A 21,644-nucleotide genomic window follows, 5' to 3' on the forward strand; every position below is an offset into this window, starting at 1 on the left:
AAATTTTTGTTCGTTCTAATAGGTCTTTAAAAACAAAAAAGGACAGCCCCGATGGCTATCCTTCGTTCTTCTCCCTCAAGCTACACTCGTATTTCCATAAACCAATCCCGGATTGCTTCCTTGATTTTTTCCAGTGCGAGGAGATTGGTTGCTTCACAATAGATACGAACGAGCGGCTCTGTTCCTGAAGGTCGAATCAACACCCAATGTCCTTCCTCCAGAAGCAGCTTGCGACCATCCAACTGATTGATGTCCTGTACCGCATACGGCCCTACCTGCAGAGGCGGCTGTTCGAGCAATTTTTGCAGCAGACCTTCTTTGCGAGTCAACGAAATATCGATTCGGGTACTGAACAGCTCACCGAACTGATCCTGCACGTCACGCAGGATCTTGCCGAGCGGTTTTCCTTCCCACGCGCATAATTCCGCTATCAGAAGATTGATCAAAACGCCGTCTTTTTCGGGGATATGACCGAGTATGCTGGCACCTCCGCTCTCCTCGCCGCCTAGCAGCACATCTCCTAGCAGCATTTGCTCGCCAATGTACTTGAAGCCGACGGGAGTCTCCACCAGCTCCAGACCATAGGCAGCGGCAACCCTGTCCAATAAATGGGTCGTTGCTACTGTCCGTACGATTTTGCCAGAAAGCTTCCGGTTATTCACCAAATGGTAAACCAACAGCACCAGCACTTCATTGGGTGGAATAAACCGACCAGCTTCATCCACGACGCCAAAACGATCCGCATCGCCATCATTGGCCAAGCCCATCGTTGCTTGACGGCTCACGACTTCCTGCCTCAATAGAGTCAGATGCTTTTCGTTTGGCTCAGGAAGATTCCCACCGAAGGCTGCGTCCACCGTCTCTCTAAGCCCTACCGTTCGAATCCCGGTCTCACGCAGCAATCCACTCACGTAACCCATTCCTGCACCATGCATGGCATCAACGACGACATGCATAGAGGATCGTTTCAGCACATCGAGCTTCACCATCCTGCGCAAATGGGCTTCGTAATGAGGGCGCAGGACGATGATTTGCATCCGCTTTTGTGCGATCGCTTCATCGATGCTGGTTCGATGCACCTCGCCGGACTGCACAATCTGCGCGATCCATTCTTCCAAACGTTTCGTTATCGCGGGTGAAGCCGGTCCCGCATAATCGGGAATATACTTGATTCCATTGTACTCGGGCGGATTGTGACTGGCGGTAATCATGATCGCCCCACTGGCAGCGAAATGCTTGACTCCGAAAGCAACTGCTGGTGTCGGAGCAGCCTCGCTCAGCAAATAGGTGCGTATGCCATTTCCCGTGAGTACCTGGACGACCTCCTCTGCGAAGCGTCGACCCAAAAACCGCGTATCATGTCCGACCAAAAGGGGTTGCTCCTGTTGGCCTCTCTCCTTGGTATAGCTGGCAATCGCCTGTGCGACAATGCGTACGTTTGCCGTTGTAAATTCATCTGCTACTATCGCTCGCCAGCCATCCGTACCGAAACGGATCGCATGCATCACGACCTCTCCTTTCTTCCCTGTAGCTCTTGTACCTTTTCCAAATATCGCAGCACCGTGCCCACGTATGTAGCGTGTGACCAGGTTAGTGGCGCTACAGAAACAGGCGCACCTGAATACGGGTCCAGCTGCTCCGGCAGCACACCGCTCTGCAGGGCTTTCCGAACGACCCACTGCAGCCTTTCCTTCGGCTCCTGCAATTCGGACCATGACGTGGCTTTGGCAATCTCCCAGTCCGCGATCCAAAGCGTGCAAATAATCCAGGGATTTCCTGGAACCAACGATCGATCGTGTGCTTTTTGAAAATACGCATCCCCCTGATAACGGGAGAACCCACCGACTGGGGTTTGTACCAGCAAGCTTCGTTTGACTGCTTCCATCGTGTTTACCACTCGCGGATCGTCTGCAGGCAGCACATCGAAAGCAAAGAGGGCAAACAGACTGCTCTCCATGGTGAAATCCTTTTCCAAGCGCCCTTCTGGCCCAGCAGAATACCCGCGCAGGAAGCGCCCTAGCTGCGGATCGTACAGATGCTTCAACATAGCTTCTCGTATACGCTCGGCACCTTGGTCATAGCGCTGGAATCGATGATCATCGCCGAACAGCAAGGCAAATCTGGCGGCCGCCTTCAATCCCGCAAAAACAGCAGCGCTGGTAAAGGTGTATATGCCGCGCCGCTCTTCCCAAAGGTCGTAGCTGGGCATCGGCAGATCCCATTCTGGATGCATGTAATCCAGCAAAAAGCGGGCGGCAGGCCTGATCAGGGTAGGATAAAGAGCCTGACAATCTTCCAGTTGTTTGCCGCTCTTGTATTGCTCCCACAAGGCGTACAGCACCAGAGCTGTCTCGTCTTCCTGGATCGGCAGCTGAATCTCGTCATCCACGATGTATGGATGCCAGCTCGAACCAACGGAACCGTCAGGATTGTACTTGTGCTGCAGGTACCCTTCGTCTGTCAAAGCCTCTGCACAAAAGCGAAAAAAGGGGGCTACCACCCCTGTATAGCCAGCCTTTGCCATGGCGCAGGCGATCAAAGCGCCGTCACGCGGCCACATGTAGCTGTAATGATCGCGATTATACTGGAGAATGTCAGAGTCGTTGGCTGCCAGTATCGCGCCATGCTGATCGATCTGCGTGCGAACAATCAATAAGCTGGTTTTGTACAGATCAATCACTTCAGCAGGCAGATCGGCAAAATCACGCTCTTCTTTGTTGACCCATCGCTGCCAGTACACGGATACTCTCGACAAAAGGCGCTCCGGATCACTTTCCAGCACGTATTGATTCCTTTTTTTTACATCAGAATAGGAGTCTCCAATGCACATCCAGTAGGTCATGACTTGTTTCTCATCCGGCCCTAGCATCATGCGCAAGGCAATGGTACTGTCGACAGAGCCTTGTGCAATCGGATTGCCGGCGAGCAAGCCGTCTTCTGCATCACGCCAGGTTCCCTCGGCGTAATGGAAGCGTTTGATTCCTACGCTGTATTGGTCAATTCCACCGATATTCGTTTTGCCGTTCACTAGGATGTACACGTTTCGCTTATAGTGATAAATGGTGCGAAGCAGAGGATCGTACACAGCCGTATCCCCTACTTCGCTCTCATTCAGGCTGAAATCATGGTTAAAAAACAAACGGACTTCTCTTGCTTCGCTGGAACGATTGTGGACGCGTACCTTCTTCAAATAGATCGGGTCTCGTTGGTGCACGCCATCCGATAGGTGCAGCGAAATTTGCATGGATTCATGCTCGCAATGTACATCCGTGACCAGCGATTCCTTTTCGTAGCCGAGCTTTCGTTGCCATCCGTCTTCATCCAGCCAGGAAAACTGACCCGAAACCCAGATTCCCATCTTGCTGAAATGACCGCCTACATGATTGAGCTGTCCCACATAGGGATAATAGAGATCACGCATGTGCAGTCTGTCGTCAAAATTGATCAGCAATTTTCCATTGCCGACGACGAGCGGTCTTGGCATACTACACCTCCTGATCGATATAAAGAACGTGGCAATACCCTTGCTACTGGTATTCGGCAATCCGTCGGGCATAGGAGGAAGCGAGTGTTGCAGCCGTCTCCGCCGTCGCCCCTTGAGAAATCACTTTGAAGTGGGAATCTTCATTATCAGGCAGAATCAATACCCAGCCGTTTGCATCGTATACCTTGATGCCATCCACTAGCTCCAGCAGCTTTCCTTTACTTTCTTCCAGCACTTTCCGCATGACTCGACCTTTTTGCGACCACGGGCAAAACACAATCTGCTTTTCCATGTAGCAGGCCGGAATATTTTCAAGCAAGCTTCCAAGAGGCTTCTCCTCCCGTGCGAGATACGAAAGAATTTGCATCAGGCTGTATACAGCATCAAATAACGGATGGAAGGGTTCCCCGACAGAAACCTCCATCATGGAGCGCGGCGAAACCTTTGTGCGCACGACCTCTATTTGCAGCAGCTGAGCCAAATGTTCCAGCTCTATCGGTGCACTGACAGGCAGACCGATACGCTTGTGCAGAGGACTGCATGCCAGTATTTGAATAGCCAGGAGCTGTTCCGTGGATAGAGGGATTCCCTGCTCTGTGTACAGAGAAAGATGTTCTCCGTCACGATCCAAGCACACGCCCAGATCGGCTCCTTGTCTGCAAACACCTTCTTGGATCGAACCGTAAATCGCAACCACACCAAGGGTATGAAACAGTGGAGTGAGAAAGGTGGGATAGAAGCGTGGCTCACAATCTATTAGCAATCGGAATCGCTTGCGTTGGATACTCACCAGATCAAGCCGGTCGACAAGTCCACGCATATACGCATCCTGCACCTGATGCTCGATGTGCAATTGTCCAAGCTGATGAAGACTGCGTACGTACGTTTCTTGCCAATACGCATTCTCGATCTTGCGCTCCGCGTCACGCGTGATCGGCAACCCACTCTGATCGACAAATTGAAGAATCATTTGTTTCTCATCAAGCGGATCTGTCATCTGCAAGTGGATGCCTCCTTGGCACCCCAGGCTGCGTATCCCGTAACGAAGCAGTGGTACATTTCCCACGCCAAGATCAACCGTGTCGATCCCTGATGAACAAAGACTGGTCATCAAACTGTGCTTGAGCAACTGGGCAAAGGGATGCGGGCATGCTGACAGGGCGATACGACTGCCAAATGGCAGGCCATAAGCATATGCTGCCGCCAAACGCGTCACGAATTCGGGCGTGATCTCCACGTTGCCGATCCCTTTAATGCCAGATGTGCCAAACAGATTTTTACTTTGCTTTGTACCGTAGATCAAGGATGTCGTGACAGTAGCACTTTCGCCGATTTCCTTATCCGGCCAAATTTTCACGCCTGCCTTGATTGAAGATTTCGAACCGATCTGACAACGGTCTCCAATCACGGCTCCTTCACCCAGAATCACGGAATCGCCGATCTGGATATTACGTCCGAGCGTGGTACCCGTAATCTCTGTTTTTTTGCCAACCACTGTATTTTCCCACAGCACCGCTCGCGTCAGCTTCGATCCGGAAGCGACGACGGAGTGGTTTCCGATAATGCTGTACGGGCCTACTGACACCCCTGCCTGCAAATGCACCTGCTCACCGATGTACACAGGACCTTCCAATCGTACGGAGGAATCAATCTTCACCTGATACTCCAGAAAGATGCGCGGAGCAATCTCCTGCGCTTTGATTTCCACTTGGACAAGCCCGTCCAGGAGGTCAAATTGCGCTTGCCGGTATACCTCCAAAGAGCCGATGTCTGACCAGTACCCAGTGGCAGCATAGCCAAAGAGCGGTTTTTGTTCTTGTAAGAAAAATGGAAACACTTCTTTGCTGAAATCCACTTCCTTGTCATTCTCTATATAAGCAAGCACCTCAGGTTCACACACATACATCCCGGTATTCACGGTATCGCTAAACACTTCTGCCCAGCTCGGCTTTTCCAAAAACCGGACAATCCGACCACTCTCATCCGTCATCACCACCCCGAATTCGAGGGGTGTCTCCACCTGGGTCAAAATCAAGGTGGCAAGTGCCTGCTTCTCTTCGTGAAAACGGATGGCTTGTGTCAAATCGAAGTCAGTCAAGGTGTCTCCGCTGATGACGATAAACCGTTCATCCAAGAAATCGGCGCAATTTTTCACACTTCCTGCTGTACCTAGAGGCGTTGTCTCTTCAAAATAAGTGAGGGAAACCCCATACTGTGAGCCATCACCAAAAGCGTTGCGAATCACGTCAGGAAGAAATTGAAGCGTGACCGCAATATCTTTGATGCCATGTCGTTTCAACAGCTCGATCGTGTACTCCATGCAAGGCCGATTCAACAACGGGACCATCGGCTTTGGTGTATGAGACGTTAAGGGACGCAGACGTGTACCTTTGCCGCCAGCCATGATTACTGCCTTCATCCTCAAGCTCCTCCTTCATACTGGCAATCTTCCATCGGGTCTGTCACGGAACTTTCGATGACACAAGATCAACTTCCTCATCAGGTCTTACTGCAGGGAGAAGCATACGATACTGCTCAACCGTTTTTTGGGCCAAATGTGTCCATGCATATCGGCTTTGCACCTCAGATTGCGCGACCTTGGACATGAAAATCCTATCTTCAGGATGGTTCAACAGCCAGCGCAACTGATTGACAAGCGAATCCACATCACCTGCGTACATCGTGACCCCGTTCTCCTGATGGCGGACAATCTCGCGAAGACCTCCTGTATCTGCTGCCAATAATGGCGTGCCAAACGACATCGCCTCCAATGCGACGATTCCGAATGGCTCATACAAGCTGGGGAATACGGCTACGTCTGCCAAACGAAACAACACATTTCTACGTTCATCCTCTACAAATCCCAAGAAACGTACTTCACTAGCAATGCCATACCGGTGTGCCAAATCTTGCAGTTCTTCACGCATCGGACCTTTTCCGGCGATGACGAGCGTCAGATCCGGATGCTCGTGCCGCAAGCGTGAGACTGCATGAAGCAGGAGATGAACGCCTTTCTCTTTGACAAGTCTACCAACGAAAAACAGCATGGGTCCCTGCCCCAGACCTAGCTCCCGTCGAACCTCCTCCATATGCCGACTCATTTCTTCACTCAGGTCAGGGGGTGATTCTACACCGTTGTAAATCAGGCACATCTTTTCTTCAGCCATTCCAAACAAGCGTTTCACTTCTTCCATCATGTACTGGCTGCAAACAAAGATGCGGTCAGATACCTTGCACAGCTCCCTTTCACAATCGTGGATTCGCTGCTGTAGTGGCGAATGAATTCCCTGATGACGGCCATGTTCCAAAGCATGAATCGTGGAAATCAAGGGAAGGTTCCAGCGGTGTTTCATTTCCACGGCTGCCCAACCAACCAGCCAGTCATGGGCATGAATCAGATCAGGATAAAAGCCTTCTCTCCTCATCTGTTCGACCGTGTCTACGATCGCCAAATTCAGCTGAAATACCCACTGCAGGAAATCCTCTTGCTCTGCCGTAGAGAAGGTGTTGACACGATGGACATGGATGCCCTCCAACCATTCACTCCCTGCTACCCTGTCAGCAGAGCCAGTCAGGACATGCACCTCCACACCCAAGCGAACCAGATGGATGGCCAAATCGTAGACCGCCCGTCCCAGTCCGCCAACCACATACGGAGGGAATTCCCAGCTGAGCATCAGGATTCGGGGCTGCGTTCCGTGCGCCTGGCTGACCGCAACCATTTGCTGCGATACGTTCACTTTATGCATGGAAGCAGGCAAATAATACCTTTCCCTCACATCAGGAAAAAGCGGATAAGCCATTTCCATGCTTTGGATTTTCACCGGTTCATACTGGTCGCTTCGAACCATCTCGATCAGTTCAAAAAAACGTGTCAGATGATCATGAACGCGACGTACCGCGTACTCCACGACAGTCTGCCCATCCATGATGAATGACCAGTCACTGCTCTGCGCAAGCATCAGTTCCCGTGCAGCCTGACGCAAACAGCGGACCCCGAATTCGGCCTTCTCTCCATGATCCTGCTGCCTGTGAACCTGTATCACAGCCTCAACCATTTCCCGCTCTGCCTGATGCAGGTGGCGATACAGCCAATCGTTTCGTTCATTCAGCCAGACCTCGCCATAGCCATTGCGTCCCCAGGAGGACATCGGCAGTCGTGCGCGATCATTTTCAGGATAACGCTCAAGATAGGCGGCGGGAGTGATCAGGCGAACCTCATCGGAAGCCATCGCGGTTTTGCGAAGCAGATGATCGAGAAATTGTGGGCCTTCATACCACCAGTGGCCAAACAGCTCAGCATCATAGGTGGCGACCACCAGCGGCTCCCGGTCCATCCAGACTGCTGTTTCCCGCACCTGACGCTCGCGATGCTCGAGAAAGTGCTGTGCATGAGCTTCTGCTTTCTCACGAGCCAGTTGGGGATCATACCAATCCTTTTCTACATTCTTGCCCGTAATCCGATGGTATTTGAGTCCCGTATGTACGCGAATCCCCGCCGGATGGATATAGGGCTCAATGTACGTCATCTCCCGATCAAATCCGATATCGCGATAGTATTCACGGTAATCAAAATCGCCCGGGTAACCGTCATAGGAACTCCATACCTGTCGGGAGGCGACCTCGTCACGCGCAAAGGCAGCGACATCATAAGGAGTCAAGAGCGGAGCGTACAAGCCACGTCGCGGATGGGGAGTCGCGTGCTGGATCGTGTGACTGTCCACGAAGAAATAACGGATGCCTGCTTCTTTCAACAACCGATCCAAGCCTAGCGTATACCCGCACTCCGGTAGCCAGATTCCGGTAGGGCGTTTGCCCAGGATGCGTGTGTGCGTCTCGATCCCTGTCAGAAGCTGTGCACGGATCGCCTCTTCCGTCTCCACATACGGAAGAAAAGCGTGGGTTGCCGCGCAAGTAATCACCTCGACGCATCCGCTATCCTGAAGCTTTTTCAAAGCAGGTATCAATGAATACTGGTGCTTGGTGCAGTACGTGACGATCTCTCGAAAGCGTTCGAGATACATTTTGGCGAGGCGATGCTCTTTTGGATGCTCGACTGACCGCCTAACCTCACGTCCCGCCAGCTCCACCGTTTTTCGCAGATGAATACGGAATCGAGACTGGACCAATTCATCTTCAAGCATGGACAACAAGGTTGGCGATACCGCCACAGTCAGGCGAAAATCAATTCGATCCTCCAGCAGCTTTTCGCAAACCAGCAGAATAGGCAGATACGATTCCAGCATCGCTTCATAGATCCAACGCTCCTCTAAACAATCGTCCCTGTCCCCGTGACGCACATAGGGTAGATGGGCATGCAGCACAAGGGCGAGATATCCGTGATGCACCGACAGCACCTCACTTATGGAGTGGATTTGGTATATAGGGAATAGGAAGAAAAGTTCTCGAACCAAGACGGAACAGATGTCTGTGTCACAGGTTCTATCAGTGGCTCTCCCCAGACAGCCCTTGTATTTCGCGGTGTGACCACCGATTCAGAACGTAATATGGGACAAAAACGATTTTGATCAAAGAGTCCAAAATCAACGATATACGTTCGATCAGGTTGAAGATCGTTCACGTACCATCCGTTTGCCTCTTCTTGAATTTGGAAATCTCTATGCCAATGTGCGTTATGACCATCAAACAAACGGTCGGTCACATCATAAATCCGAATTCCTTTTTGGATTTGACGATAATCGCTTTGCAGATAAGAAGCGACCATTCTCATGCGCGGCCAGGTGATTTCCCAATAGACGAAAAGTACAGTAGGCCCTTGTGCCATTGCCTTGATGATATCCCGACCGTAATAACTGGCTAAGCGCCAGCCTTGGTTGTCATCTGGTTCGGCTTTTTGGGGCAGCTGGTGGTTCGGCTGGTGGCTTTCTTGTTCAGATTTGGACTTCCCTTTTTGCAACCGGTACTTGACCTGACCGATCGTCAAACCACATTCTTCGGCAATTTGGGAAATCGTCATCGATTGGGATTTAAGCTGTAGAATTTTTTCTAGCACAGGTGAGCGCTCCTTTCCTTTCTGTGAAAAACGTCCCCTCTCAACGAGAGATCCACACTTTTCGGAGTTTTTCCTATGAAGAGATGTAACAACTTGCAGTCAAACCAGACGGATTCGACTGTTTTTGTGATCATCAGCCAACACTGTCATCATAGCCAATGCAAGGTAGAAAAACTGTCGAACGCTGGTTGAGGTTCCCTTCTTCTTTTGTCGATAAAGAATGATGTTTTCGTCATGTCCGAGCAAAAGTTGAGTTGCTATGCGCAGCAAACGCTTTCACACGTCGAATTTTCGTTCATTTTTTGCGCGAAACTCCTTTCTTCATAAGCAGAAATAGAACACATACCCCTTTCGCTTATGCCGACGGATGTTGATGTATGTATACTCGCGATCAGGAAAAAGAAAAAAAGCCGACGCCAAAAGGCATCGACTCTTACCGTAGTGTTCTGTACCATTTCGAAGCTAACTAATTAACCCGTTTTCCTTTCTCCTGCCAAAACGGTTGGCGAAGCTCCACCTTGCGAATTTTGCCTGAGGCGGTCTTTGGCAATTCGTCGACAATCTGAAAGCCCTTGGGACATTTAAAGGCAGCCATTCGCTCTCGGCAAAAATGGTTCAATGCTTCCTCGTCGATCTGCATGCCAGGACGAGGAACGATGATCGCGTATGGCACCTCACCCCATTTTTCATGCGGAACGGAAACGACTGCGGCTTCCAATACAGCAGGATGCTCATAAAGCAAGCCTTCCACTTCGATCGATGAGATATTTTCACCGCCGCTGATGATAATGTCTTTCTTACGATCTACGATGTCGATATATCCTTCAGCATCGACCGTTGCCATATCACCCGTCCGGTACCAGCCATCCATAATAGCGGCTGCAGTGGCTTCCGGCTGCTTCCAGTAGCCCTCCATCACCATATTGCCGCGAGCGATCACCTCGCCAATGCTTTTTCCGTCCCGCGGCACGTCGCTATTTTCGTCGTCCACGACTCGAATTTCTACATTCAGCATCGGGATTCCCGCCTTGGCTTTCCGGCGAAAACGAGTTTCCTCCTCTTCATTTCTCAGATGATGCTTGATGGGTGATACCGTGATCAGTGGTGCGCATTCCGTCATCCCGTATACCTGTATAAATTCCCAGCCCAGCTGCTGTTCCACGGTTCGGACAAACGCTGTAGGCGGTGCTGACCCAGCGATGACGACTCGGATCGAGCTGTCCACCTTGTCACTATGAAAAAGAGGCTCATTTATCAGCATATTCAGTACCGTAGGGGCCATACATGCGACTGTGATCCCTTCGTTTTGGATCAAGGAGTGAATGAGTGGCGGATCGATCTTTCGTAGCATGACGTGCCTGGCACCTACTGCTGTAAAGGAGAATGGGGTTCCCCAGCCATTGACGTGAAACATCGGTAAGGTATGTAAGAGGACATCGTGATCCGAAGCGCGGAGATGGAACATCGTATTTTGCATGTTGAAGTAAAGGGTGCGGTGGGAGTGCATGACGCCTTTGGGTTTGCCAGTCGTGCCGCTGGTGTAGAGGATGGTTGCCAAATCCGTCTCCTCGATCTCGACGACCAACGGATCACAGCTTTCTTGTGCCAGAAGGGAATGAAATGTTGCCCATCCGCCATGCGGTTCTGAGGAGACGTCCAGTGCGATCATGATACGCTTGGATACGGTCGGAAGCTCATCGACAATCGGCTGTACCAATGGAATTAATTCCTCGTCCACGAAAAACAGCTTCGCCTCAGCATGATCGACGATGTATTGATAATCATGCGGCAACAGTCGTGTATTGAGGGGGACAACCACCGCTCCCAGCTGGAAGCAGGCATAGAATAGCTGCAGCATGGCTGCCGTATTGGGCGAGAGGACGGCTACCCGATCTCCTTTTTCAATTCCCAGCCGCTGCATGGCTCGAGCCAGCTGATGCACTTCACTCTGAAATTCCCTGTAGGTCCAACGCCGTTCGTTTTCCAAAACAGCCTCCACATCCGGATAGAGCAAGACTGCACGGCGCAAGGTATCGTCGATTCGCAAGGCTACATGCATAGGTTCCATCTCCTTCTATTGGTGCTTTATCCATAGACTAGCAATTCAGGAGTTTGGCGTCAATTTTGTTATCGGAAAATACTGAAAAAATTCACAATTCCACAACTAAGTCCAAGAATAGACGAAAACCCGCCTCAAACCTGCTGGCGGGTCAACGTCGTTTGGTTATTCTGCCTGAACCTCCGACTTTCGTCTTTGGAGGAGATTTTTTCGATGGTGAGAAAATGGATGAGCTTTTGCTCGACGAGGATTCCTTGGACGATGAAGAATTGCGGATGATTTTTCCTGAGCTTTTGGTCGTTGAATCCGACTGTTTGTCAAACAAGCTGCCTCCGGATCCTACCGTTGCGGTTTGATCGGGTTTTTGGCTGCTCCGTTTAATGATGCTCCCCGTACCTTCCTTGGTGACAGGCGGGCTTGCTTTGTCCGGCGTACTGTACGTTCCGCCTGGCTTGTTCACTTCCTTGCTGGAATATCCGCGATAGCTGCCTCCACTGCTGCTCATCCCATCGAGGACATCCTCCAGGACGGAGGCGACAAAGTACGCTTTCAGAAAGGAAGACTCGTAGTTTTTCTCAACGAATTCCTTCGTATCTTTCTGCACGATGGTATCCGCCGGATTTTGCGGGTCCTGCTGCAGATGATACCAGGCATCTGTATAGACGAGGAACATGCGCTCGGTATTTTCCGCAGACATTTCCTCCGGCTCTTCAATAGCGACCAGCTCTTCGGCAACCTCTGGCACGGTCTTATTGACAGCCCGATATACGCGTGAGGATTGCCCTCCATCTACGGAACTGACGGATTCCAAGGCATACGTGTCACTGATATCCGGCGCTGCATGGCCGCCACCGCCAGCCATAGCCATCAGGAAGATGGCAGGTATCAAAAAGAGCTTGATCAATTTTACCCATTCACGGGGCATATGCCTCTCCTCCTAGCTACCGCGTAACACCTGCACATCAGCCGGAAGTACCGTCTCTCCCTCGTAGAGCATGAATCTACCATCCTGCCATTCAATCCGCAACAGCTGGCGCTGGTCAGACTGGAATTGCCAAATATACTGCTCTCCAGATGCTGAAAAAGGAGCTTTTCCGACCACGCTGATCCGTCCGGAATACTGCTCCTCCAGATGGTACGTCACATCATCCATCTCGATGGTGGTCGGCACCTCATCCACCGAATCCAGTCGTCCATCGATCACATGATAGAGGTGAAACACCGTGCGCTCACGATCTTCGATGTAGAGATAGCGAATATCATTGCCGTCCTGCAGCGTCAGCATGGTTGCATGGCGGCTCGCATTGCTGGCTTTGCCCGTCACCTGATACGTGACCATCGACACTTCTACCACGTCACCTGCCCCTACGGTCAGGATGCTTTTCTCCGGCTCCGGCGGTTCGTGCTTGGAAAACAAGTTCGTTATTCGCTTAAACAGGCTCATTGCATACTCCCTCCTGCTGCGCTTACAGGCACGCCGCGATGATCATGGCTCCAACGATATGAAAGGAACCTGCCAAAATCGCATGCGTAACCTTTCCTTGCTGTGTGCCTTCTTCCAGATTGAGTCCTCCGATCATGCGGAACACCAATTCCACGATTCTTTCCAGAATGAATAAAATCACAAATGAGATCACGGAAACGAACAATGCCGTCCACAAGTCTTGAGAATGAGCGATAGACTGGGACAAAATGTAGCCTTGTGCAAACAGCTTCATGACGAATCGAGCCGTCACAGCCATGTTTCCGTTTTTCATTTCCGTCATATCCTTGTACTTGGTAAACAAGGAGTCAATCCACATCAATACGAATAATAAAAGGCCTCCAGCACCGGTCCATACCAGCATGGCGAGAACTTCGATCCAATCCAAGCACATCACCCCGTACGATTCAAATGATTAGAGAGTTAGCCTTGCACTTGCACACACCACAAGGCCGAAAAAAAGGGGGACCGCCAAATGCGGTTTACCCCTCGTATTTTTTCATCAATGCCGCAAGCTCGTCTTCAACCTGTTGATCCTTGCTCAGCTTGGCGATTTCTTCGTCCAGATTGGTTTCTTTCTTGTAAAGCTCTCCGCTCGCTTCGGCTTCCGCCTCCATTTGCAGGGCTTTTTCTTCCATCCGCTTCAGACCGGACATCGCGGAGCTGGAACCGAGGCCGGACATCGCTTGATTGATGGTCTTTTGTGCTTTCGCTGCATTTACGCGTGCGACCAGCGTCTCGCGTTTGTTCTTCAACTCGGTGATCTGCTTTTTCATCTCAGCGAGTTGATCACGCAGGTTGTCGGCAGCCAGTTTGTTTTTATCGTAACCGGCCTTGTACTCCGCCACTTTTTGCTCAGCAGCTTTTTTCTCTTCCAATGCTCTGCGAGCCAGGTCGATATTTTTCGCTTGTGCAGCCACATGTGCCTGCTCTTCACGTTTTTTCGCCAACGCTTCCTGTTCTTCATACAGCACCTTGAATTTCTTTTCCAGTGCGATTTGGGCAGCTACCGCTTTTTCTGCTTCCTCCAGATCATCCTGCATGTCACGCAGGTATTGATCCGTCAGTTTGATGGGATCTTCTGCTTTTTCGATCAGCGCATTCAGGTTGGACATGGTCAAATCACGAAGTCTTTTAAAAATGGACATGGATTTTTCCTCCTTAGATACCTTTGTGAAAGGGCGAAAATTGGCTTCCCTCTTGTTACTATGTATCTACGTGAAAGGGAGAAAGAAGTTTCGATATCGTGATGGAGTTTTTTAGGGGAGAATTCCCAGCTCGCCTGTCTCCTTGCTTTGGAGCATGAGGCGCCCCTCCGTCGGGGTTCCATCTGCAAGCATCAGCTTCATTTTCCCTGTCTTGCCTTTTTCAATCAGTCCTCTTACCTGGGCATCTGTCAGCATCCGCCCATAGCTCTCCTTCCAGATGACGAAGCGGCAGCCTACATTGTAATTGGAACATCCGTAGCCTTTTCGCCCCATGAAGATCGAACCGCCGCATCCGGGTCGCGGGCATTGGGCAATGATGCTAGAAGCTGCGGAAGAGGTGGAAGTGACTGCTTTCGCTCGACTCCGTGTTGCACCAGCTTCTCTCGTCGTTTTGCGCGTTTTGGCTGCTGCTGATCTGCCTGTCGCTTTTCCACTTGCTCTTTTGCCCGGAGCCCCCTTGCCATCCGCACTTTCGAATGAGGTCTTGTCTGCACGCGCCTGTACACGAACCTTGTCTACGATCATGGTTGCAAATTTCTTCACGTTTTCCATGAAACGCTCGTCAGAAGCAGCTCCCCTGGAGATTTCATTCAGGCGGCGCTCCCAGTGACCTGTCATTTCAGGCGAGGTTAGCAGCTCGACCCCTGCTCCCCGAATCAGTTCGATCACGGTTCGTCCTTTTTGCGTCAAGAGGATTTTCTTCCCCTGCATTTCCACGTAACCGACTTTCTTCAGTCGCTCGATGGTGGCTGCCCGGGTCGCGGGTGTACCCAGACCGGATTCCTTCATCGCGTCGCGCAGCTCCTCGTCCTCGATCTGCTTGCCCGCACTTTCCATCGCCTTGAGCAGAGTGCCCTCGGTATAGTGCTTGGGCGGCTGCGTCTCCTTCTCTTTTACCTGAGCGTTCTGACAATGGACGGCTGCATCGGCAAGCAGGGAAAAAGGTTCGTTGACTTCGATTTCCTCTTGCTCTTCTTCATTCTTGTTCTGATTCTTGTGGCCTCTGGGCTTTTCCTTCTTCTGGTCTGCATAGATGACCTTCCAGCCAATGCTGCGCAGCTCTTTGACGGTTGTCTTGAACCTTTCCTTTTCCACTTCTGTCATAACCGAATGAATCTTGTATTCGGCCGCCGGGTAAAATTGGGAAAGGAAGCGGCGTACAATCAGATCGTAGAGCTTTTGTTCATCCGAAGATAGGCCCTTCGCGGTGCGATTGGTTGGCAGGATCGCATGATGATCTTCGACCTTTGCCGGATTGCAAACGAAGCGGTTTCCCTTGTGTACGAGACTGCGGTTTGCTCCCTTCACCCACTCGTCGTAGGACGTGCCTTGCAAAGCGTTCAGCGTTTTGTGCATCTCCGGAATGTTCTGCTCGGTCACGTAGTTGGAATTCGTACGCGGATAGGAAATCACCTTGTGCTTTTCATAAAGCGCCTGCGCGAGATCGAGTGTCTTTTTGGCTGAAAAACCGTACCTGCTGTTGGCTTCGCGCTGCAGCAAGGTCAGATCGTAGAGCTTAAAAGGATACTCTTTGGTGTCCTTCACTTCATAGGAGGCAATGCGCGCCGGCTTGCCTTTCACTTTTCGTGCCAGCTGCTCGGCTTTCGCAGGATCGGTCATGCGCTCGCCTTGCCAGATTCCCTTGTAGCTGATTTCATTCTGCGTAAAGTGACCTTCCACTTCAAAATACTTCAAAGAGGAAAAAGCTTCGATCTGTTTTTGCCGGTCGTAGATCAGAGCGAGTACGGGGGTCTGTACTCTGCCTACTGAGATCAGGACATTGTGCTTGGTGGTAAAGGCGCGCGAACCGTTCATCCCGATCAGCCAATCGGCTTCGCTGCGGGCTCTGGCTGCTTTTGTCAGATTTTCATATTCGGATCCGTCCTTGAGTTCGGAAAAGCCCTTGCGGATCGTTTCCGGCGTCAGGTCTGATATCCAGAGCCTTTTCACAGGCTGTCTCAGCTTGAGATGTCGCTGGATCAGCGAAAAGATATGCTGCCCCTCCCGCCCGGCATCGCATGAATTGATCAGAAGATTGCTTCGCTTCGCCAAATCTGCAATGACCTTCAGCTGATCCCTGGTTTTGCGGTTGGGTACCAGCTTAAATGTATTCGGGATAATCGGGAGATCATGGATGTTCCACTTCTTGTATTTCACATCATAGGCGTCCGGTTCTGCCAATTCGACCAAGTGACCGATCGCCCAGGTAATGATGTATCGCTCGCCTTCAAGGTATGTACGGTGATTTTTGGCTTTGGGCTCTATTGCGGCCGCTATATTTCGTCCCATGTCAGGTTTTTCCGCAATAATGAGTGTTTTCAAAACGGGTTCTCTCCTTACTAAGCTTCTGGCTGATTCCGACTACACTCTCCCAGCAAATTGAGCAAAAAAACTCTAGCGAACGATACGCTAGAGTCCTGGATGCTTTCATCATACAAATAGTATACCTCAATGCATAGCTCGAAGGTAGTCCAATCCTGGGAAGCTGCTTTCTAAAACACGACGTGCAAGACAACGTCTCCTGCCATATGGGCAACCATAGCGTATTCCAACCCTCTTTTCCAAAAGAGAGTACCGTACACCACTCCTCCGATGCCATTCAGCAGGATACCACGAAGGATCAGTACTGGCGTTAATTCACCAAAAATTTGAATAGTGGCAGGCAAGTGCAGCAAGCCAAAGACGATGGCCGCAAGCACGATCCCACACACATATACCCAAGTAGGTATAGCGCTAAAACGACTTCTCGTGATTTTCGCCAAAAGCCAGACCGTCATACTCATGACACCAAGCCGAAGCATCAGCTCTTCCACGATTCCTCCATACGGTACCGTCAACAGCCCATACCAGCGAGGAACCTGCTGTTCGAGATTCACCAATCCTGGAATCGAGGGAGAAAATACATAACGGTCCAGCACCGTGATCAGCAAAGCGACCAAAATCCCCATACCCAATGACCAGTAAAAGGATTGCTTGTCCCAGACTGCTCCTTTTCTGCCTTCTACATACCCGCGAAGGATCGGGAGCGGCAATTGAACCGCTTCAGCCAGCCGGGAACCCAATAGTGAAAGCACAAAAACCATGACGCTGGTCTGAAAGATGGATAATGCCAATAGCACCGCCATCGGAATGCCGGGTACGGTAGGCATGGTGACGATTTTTAGTTGATAAGGAAGAAGGATCAGACTGGCGAGTATGGCTATGACAGCTGCCCATGATGCAAGTTTTAGATGTTTTCTCCACGTATTGCTCATTCGTTTCGTTCAGTCCCCCTCTTTTATCGGACGAGATCGATGTTTTTTCACGCTCTAGTCTAAAAGCGTTTCAGCCCTCGAGTGTAAGATAAAAATACATTTGGATAAGATGGCTGGTCAGGCTGACGACTTCTTCTTCCTCTTCTGTATGCCTCAAGTTGTCGAGAATCCCCTCCCAAAAGCTGACTGACAGTGGCCTGGCGAGCTTGGGATTCATCCTCTCGATACTTTTCTTGCCGTTGAAGAGGGCAATATTGCGCGACATGTCCTCGCTGAGCACTTGAATAATCGCTTGCTTGACATGCTCGTATTTCGTCCCCTTGCTCCCGTCCATGAGCATGAGCCATTCCACGCGATCCTGAAGCATCAGACGAGGTAGCTCGACTATCAGCTGACGTTCCACCTGCTCAAGTGGCATGCGCGAATCCACATTCATCTCAAACAATTTCGTGATCCGGTGGTACGCTGCATCTACAAGCTTTTCAAAAAGCTGCTCCTTATTCTCCACGTACCGATAAATATTTGGCGCCGTTATCCCGACTTCTTGCGCAATCCTCCGCATCGTCGTAGCTTCAAATCCATGTAATGCAAATTCTCGTCTCGCTACGGCAAAAATCGTCTCCTCGATCTCTTTTTTTATATATTGCATGCCTCGCTCTCAGCTTTGCACCAAACGAAAATGCTCAACTACAATCATGGTGTCGTCTGTCAATTCATGACCGTCTTTTTTTAGGTCAGACTCCCAAGCAAAGACATGATCTGCATGAAACTCTGCATAGCTGCTGCAATTTTCCCCAATGACGGTTCGCTCGTCGATCTGGCCAAATGGCAGCTCGTATTTATCGATGATTTCAATCGTGCACATGTACGCCCCTTTTTTACTGTATACCTCCACCAGCTCTCCTACCTCTGTGATTTCATCTGGATCGGCATCATACCAGCATTTCGGTGTACATGTTGCGGTTTTCGTACCCGCTATGATTTGCTCGACCAGGCGTTCATCATTTTCATCCCGTCCCCAAAATGTGGTTCGCTTCATGATCATTCACTCGCTTTCCGTATAGGTGTATATGGGCTTCGACGGCGTTCCTGATCGATCGATCCGTCAGCATCCTGCGAAAAAAAGGGATTCACGACTCCGGTATCTTCCTCGTCGAAACGAATCATTCCACCTTTTGGTGATACAAAGAAATGCCGTTCGATCGTTTATGTACAGCCGCAATAGCAAGTCCTGGTAGCTGATTCTTCTGCATCTCTTCCTGAATGACTTTTTCGAGCTCTTGTGTATGAAGCATCCCCTTTCCCCGCGTCCAATCATGAACGAATGTTCATTTTTAACCAAAAAAATGCTTAGAAAAATCATCTTTTACAGATTTTTCTAAGCTGAACGTTATTTTACGTGGAGCTGGGAAATTTGTAAAGACTCGTCTTGTCAAGAAACACATGCACCTTCGCTACCACTCTTTCGGCTTGAGCGGGACTTGTTTGCTAATAATCAGTGAGTCTTCGGGTGTATCGAACAAGGTTACACAATCTACGACATCTGCATCACCGATCAATACAAAGGACGATTGTGTGACACCCGTGATTTCGATCTCATCAACCTTCATGCACTTGTTGTTAATTTTGATTTCCAATACGTGACCTCCTTATTGTCTTGCTGTAAAAAATCATGGATGATCCACTCTATGCTTGCGTCGTTAAAAGCGGTCATAAAAACAGATATGAACACCCACTTGTTTCTCACATACAATACAAAAGGATTTCCTTGGCGAAAGGTGTGGATGAGATGCCAGCTATTGTGGGAGTCCTGAATGTCAATAGTATGACTGGCGTCTTTAACGTCGGCGATGTGCGAAACGTCACGCCAGTCAGCTACCTCCAGACGTTTACCGGTGGGGGATCTTTCAACTCGGGCAAGAACCTGTATTTTCATATCCCCAAAACCGTCATCTACGTAAATGATACCTCTGATGCACAGATACCGATATTTGTGGAAGAAATCGTTGAGGCCTCGATCAAAGGACGGGAGCGTTCATGAATTTTTTTGTTCAACAGCATATTGTCATTCATCAGTTAAAAATCGAGAGTCTGACCAATTCGTCCATTTGTCAGATCGGCAGTTCAGGAATGATCAAACCAATCACACAGCTTTTTAATACCGGAGGCTTTACAGGGCCCGCGCCTCAAACCGAATTACAACCAGAAAGGACCCCACCGGAAGATTTTGTCCCACGCGTTCCTCTGGTTACGCCTTCCTAGCAGTCTAGACTGCTGTCAGTTCGGAAAAGAAGGATGATCGTCATGTACTTGGATCAAGAAATCATGCAGTATTTTCAACAGATGAGCGATTATCTGCATGCTCAAAACAAACAGATGGAGAGCATGAAAAAGCTGATTGAGCAGCTGAATCAGGAAATGAGTGAGTGGAAAGAAAAGCAAGTCCCTACCGTAATCAAAAATGAATATAAATTTGATTTGTTAAAAGTGGAGAAGCTCGAAGGCACCATGAATATTGGACTGAATCCCAAAGGTAATGATGCTGCTATCGGCGAAATTTCTGTGCCTACTCCTCCCTCGAACGGTGCGACTGATCCGGCTGGCTCGCCATCTTTCAAACGCGTACAGAGTGAAATTTACCGTTATCTGGAGCGGGACGCCTATCAGGTCTTGAAGCGGATCGAAGACGATTACGGTTATCCATTGGACCCGGCATACCGCAGCTTTATTCTGGATGACGTTAAAAAACAGATCGATCAGCGGATTCTTCATTATCTCGGCCAGCTAGATACAGATGAGCTAGAGCCGGAGCAAATAGAAGCTTGGGAACAAAAGGTCATACAAAAGGTGAAACGGGATATTGAACGGACTTGTACTACGTTTGTCACACATTTGCCGCGGGAGGTAGACAATGGAGAAGCATGAGAGGGTGAACTACAAAGTGACGAATGGTGAGGTTTGCGTTGGTGCACTTCAAATATTCAGCCTGTCTACCGCAGCTTCTCTGCTCATTGGAGATACAAAAAAAGTGTACCTCTTCACCTCATTCGAAGGGCCACCAGAAGAATTGATTGTCGGGGTCACGCTTGCGCCGGTGCGTCCCCTGGCTACGTAAGCAAAGAGAGTCCCTGCCATGAACACAAGAACATCAAAAGTAGACTCCTTGTCCATCATCTCAGTCGATACTTCTTCTGTCATCGAAATCGGCGATTCTCACAATATCGATGCGGTCTCGAATGTCATCTCTGTACAGCGCGAGCCAGCCATTTACTACGAGCATGAATTTCAATTCACGGATTATCCGTTATTCACCTTCCCCCTGCCAGAGCCTGAACAGCCTGACTCCTTCCAAACGATAACGTGCCAGGACAACGGCTTTATCCATGTGAAATGTGTGAAGACTTCTTTTCTCTCTGCTTCCTCTGTTTTGCAAATTGGCTCAAATGACTGTGTCACGATGGAAACCCGCATAAAAAACATTCGGCACTTGTTGAGAGATCCGTCTTGATCGACAGGTGCACGAGGGTGAAGGGAGGGGTGTTCTTTGCCTTCGATCATAGGCGCAGTTAATATCAACAGCAACTCTGGTACCGTTAACTTTGGGGACACCCTCAATATCTCACCGAAAAGTGCGAATAAAACCTTTTCCGGTTCTGGTGGCGGCAATACAGGAAACGTCGTCAACACCATAAATGGTGCAAGTGCGACGAACACGCTAGACCCAAGCGTCGTGGACCAGCCACTTGTTGGAAATGTGTGATGCACAGTGTTCATCTACCAGACACTGTGCTCTTTTATAGGTCGGACAAGCCCTGTGCTGCGTTCTTGCTCCCGTTTTCGGGTGAGCATCATTAGAAAACTTGGCTACGCCAAGCTTTTGGCGGAGCCTTAGTTGCACTTATACTATCTTCCGCTAATCTTTTTAGCGCTTTAGCGCACTTAAACTTTCCGATAGTATTAGAAAACTTGGCTACGCCAAGCTTTTGGCGGAGCCTTAGTTGCACTTATACTATCTTCCGCTAATCTTTTAAGCGCTTTAGCGCACTTAAACTTTCCGATAGTACAAAAAAAGAGAAGGCATCTACCTTCTCTCTACAAATTTGCGCGAAACGTCGCTTTTTTTTCTCTCATCGTCTGATCCCG

Annotated in this window: 23 protein-coding genes; 6 read left to right on the top strand and 17 right to left on the bottom strand. The window is 50.0% G+C overall.

Going from position 1 to position 21,644, the window contains the following annotated elements; translation table 11 throughout:
* Positions 1-80: 80 nt before the first annotated feature.
* From EDM52_RS14215 to EDM52_RS14285, 17 genes are all read right to left on the bottom strand, one after another.
* Positions 81-1,505: a phosphoglucomutase/phosphomannomutase family protein gene (locus EDM52_RS14215; protein WP_122909638.1), complete on the bottom strand. Its 1,425-nt coding sequence runs from the start codon at positions 1,503-1,505 to the stop codon at positions 81-83.
* The gene (locus EDM52_RS14220; RefSeq protein WP_122909639.1) at positions 1,505-3,484 is read right to left on the bottom strand and encodes a glycoside hydrolase family 15 protein; all 1,980 of its coding nucleotides are present in this window, start codon (positions 3,482-3,484) and stop codon (positions 1,505-1,507) included. The genes EDM52_RS14215 and EDM52_RS14220 overlap by 1 nt, the downstream gene beginning before the upstream one ends.
* 43 nt (positions 3,485-3,527) lie before the next feature.
* Entirely contained in the window at positions 3,528-5,903 is a 2,376-nt protein-coding gene (locus EDM52_RS14225) for a sugar phosphate nucleotidyltransferase (protein WP_122909640.1), read from the bottom strand.
* A 43-nt stretch (positions 5,904-5,946) separates the two neighbouring features.
* Complete coding sequence (locus EDM52_RS14230) at positions 5,947-8,832, bottom strand: 1,4-alpha-glucan branching protein domain-containing protein (protein WP_122909641.1); 2,886 nt, start codon at positions 8,830-8,832, stop codon at positions 5,947-5,949.
* 14 nt (positions 8,833-8,846) lie between these two features.
* Positions 8,847-9,497 carry a DUF4912 domain-containing protein gene (locus EDM52_RS14235; RefSeq protein WP_122909642.1) on the bottom strand — a complete coding sequence of 217 codons (651 nt, stop codon included), beginning with the start codon at positions 9,495-9,497 and terminating at the stop codon, positions 8,847-8,849.
* A 466-nt stretch (positions 9,498-9,963) separates the two neighbouring features.
* On the bottom strand, positions 9,964-11,556 hold the full coding sequence (locus tag EDM52_RS14240; protein ID WP_122909643.1) for a long-chain-fatty-acid--CoA ligase: 1,593 nt from the start codon (positions 11,554-11,556) through the stop codon (positions 9,964-9,966).
* A gap of 151 nt (positions 11,557-11,707) precedes the next feature.
* Entirely contained in the window at positions 11,708-12,481 is a 774-nt protein-coding gene (locus EDM52_RS14245) for a DUF4247 domain-containing protein (protein WP_122909644.1), read from the bottom strand.
* A 12-nt stretch (positions 12,482-12,493) separates the two neighbouring features.
* Complete coding sequence (locus EDM52_RS14250; protein ID WP_122909645.1) at positions 12,494-13,000, bottom strand: DUF4178 domain-containing protein; 507 nt, start codon at positions 12,998-13,000, stop codon at positions 12,494-12,496.
* Positions 13,001-13,022: 22 nt separating this feature from the next.
* Complete coding sequence (locus tag EDM52_RS14255) at positions 13,023-13,427, bottom strand: DUF350 domain-containing protein (RefSeq protein WP_122909646.1); 405 nt, start codon at positions 13,425-13,427, stop codon at positions 13,023-13,025.
* A 94-nt stretch (positions 13,428-13,521) separates the two neighbouring features.
* On the bottom strand, positions 13,522-14,187 hold the full coding sequence (locus EDM52_RS14260) for a PspA/IM30 family protein (RefSeq protein WP_122909647.1): 666 nt from the start codon (positions 14,185-14,187) through the stop codon (positions 13,522-13,524).
* Between the two features lie 111 nt (positions 14,188-14,298).
* The gene (locus tag EDM52_RS14265; RefSeq protein WP_122909648.1) at positions 14,299-16,569 is read right to left on the bottom strand and encodes a type IA DNA topoisomerase; all 2,271 of its coding nucleotides are present in this window, start codon (positions 16,567-16,569) and stop codon (positions 14,299-14,301) included.
* A gap of 170 nt (positions 16,570-16,739) precedes the next feature.
* The gene (locus EDM52_RS14270; RefSeq protein ID WP_122909649.1) at positions 16,740-17,501 is read right to left on the bottom strand and encodes a CPBP family glutamic-type intramembrane protease; all 762 of its coding nucleotides are present in this window, start codon (positions 17,499-17,501) and stop codon (positions 16,740-16,742) included.
* 70 nt (positions 17,502-17,571) lie between these two features.
* Complete coding sequence (locus EDM52_RS14275; RefSeq protein WP_122909650.1) at positions 17,572-18,150, bottom strand: TetR/AcrR family transcriptional regulator; 579 nt, start codon at positions 18,148-18,150, stop codon at positions 17,572-17,574.
* A 9-nt stretch (positions 18,151-18,159) separates the two neighbouring features.
* On the bottom strand, positions 18,160-18,540 hold the full coding sequence (locus tag EDM52_RS14280) for an ASCH domain-containing protein (RefSeq protein WP_183185093.1): 381 nt from the start codon (positions 18,538-18,540) through the stop codon (positions 18,160-18,162).
* A gap of 2 nt (positions 18,541-18,542) precedes the next feature.
* The gene (locus EDM52_RS25455; protein ID WP_276330120.1) at positions 18,543-18,668 is read right to left on the bottom strand and encodes a hypothetical protein; all 126 of its coding nucleotides are present in this window, start codon (positions 18,666-18,668) and stop codon (positions 18,543-18,545) included.
* Positions 18,665-18,796: a hypothetical protein gene (locus tag EDM52_RS25460; RefSeq protein WP_276330121.1), complete on the bottom strand. Its 132-nt coding sequence runs from the start codon at positions 18,794-18,796 to the stop codon at positions 18,665-18,667. Before EDM52_RS25460 ends, EDM52_RS25455 begins: the two co-directional genes overlap by 4 nt.
* Before the next feature lie 159 nt (positions 18,797-18,955).
* The gene (locus EDM52_RS14285) at positions 18,956-19,138 is read right to left on the bottom strand and encodes a hypothetical protein (RefSeq protein ID WP_122909652.1); all 183 of its coding nucleotides are present in this window, start codon (positions 19,136-19,138) and stop codon (positions 18,956-18,958) included.
* A gap of 131 nt (positions 19,139-19,269) precedes the next feature.
* Here EDM52_RS14285 and EDM52_RS14290 point away from each other — a divergent pair, with 131 nt between their 5' ends.
* The 6 genes from EDM52_RS14290 to EDM52_RS14315 are packed head-to-tail and all read left to right on the top strand — an operon-like array spanning position 19,270 to position 21,261.
* On the top strand, positions 19,270-19,542 hold the full coding sequence (locus tag EDM52_RS14290; RefSeq protein ID WP_245996923.1) for a spore germination protein: 273 nt from the start codon (positions 19,270-19,272) through the stop codon (positions 19,540-19,542).
* Positions 19,539-19,763 (top strand): spore germination protein GerPB, encoded by a 225-nt coding sequence (locus tag EDM52_RS14295; RefSeq protein WP_122909654.1) that lies wholly within the window; start codon positions 19,539-19,541, stop codon positions 19,761-19,763. The genes EDM52_RS14290 and EDM52_RS14295 overlap by 4 nt, the downstream gene beginning before the upstream one ends.
* Before the next feature lie 42 nt (positions 19,764-19,805).
* Complete coding sequence (gene gerPC, locus EDM52_RS14300; RefSeq protein WP_122909655.1) at positions 19,806-20,426, top strand: spore germination protein GerPC; 621 nt, start codon at positions 19,806-19,808, stop codon at positions 20,424-20,426.
* Positions 20,413-20,616 carry a spore gernimation protein GerPD gene (locus EDM52_RS14305; protein WP_245996926.1) on the top strand — a complete coding sequence of 68 codons (204 nt, stop codon included), beginning with the start codon at positions 20,413-20,415 and terminating at the stop codon, positions 20,614-20,616. The genes gerPC and EDM52_RS14305 overlap by 14 nt, the downstream gene beginning before the upstream one ends.
* Positions 20,617-20,634: 18 nt before the next feature.
* On the top strand, positions 20,635-21,009 hold the full coding sequence (locus EDM52_RS14310; RefSeq protein ID WP_122909656.1) for a spore germination protein GerPE: 375 nt from the start codon (positions 20,635-20,637) through the stop codon (positions 21,007-21,009).
* Positions 21,010-21,045: 36 nt separating this feature from the next.
* Positions 21,046-21,261: a spore germination protein gene (locus EDM52_RS14315; protein ID WP_122909657.1), complete on the top strand. Its 216-nt coding sequence runs from the start codon at positions 21,046-21,048 to the stop codon at positions 21,259-21,261.
* The last annotated feature ends 383 nt before the right edge of the window (positions 21,262-21,644 follow it).

Origin of the sequence: Brevibacillus invocatus, assembly GCF_003710915.1 — a bacterium.
In the GTDB taxonomy this organism is placed as follows: domain Bacteria; phylum Bacillota; class Bacilli; order Brevibacillales; family Brevibacillaceae; genus Brevibacillus; species Brevibacillus invocatus.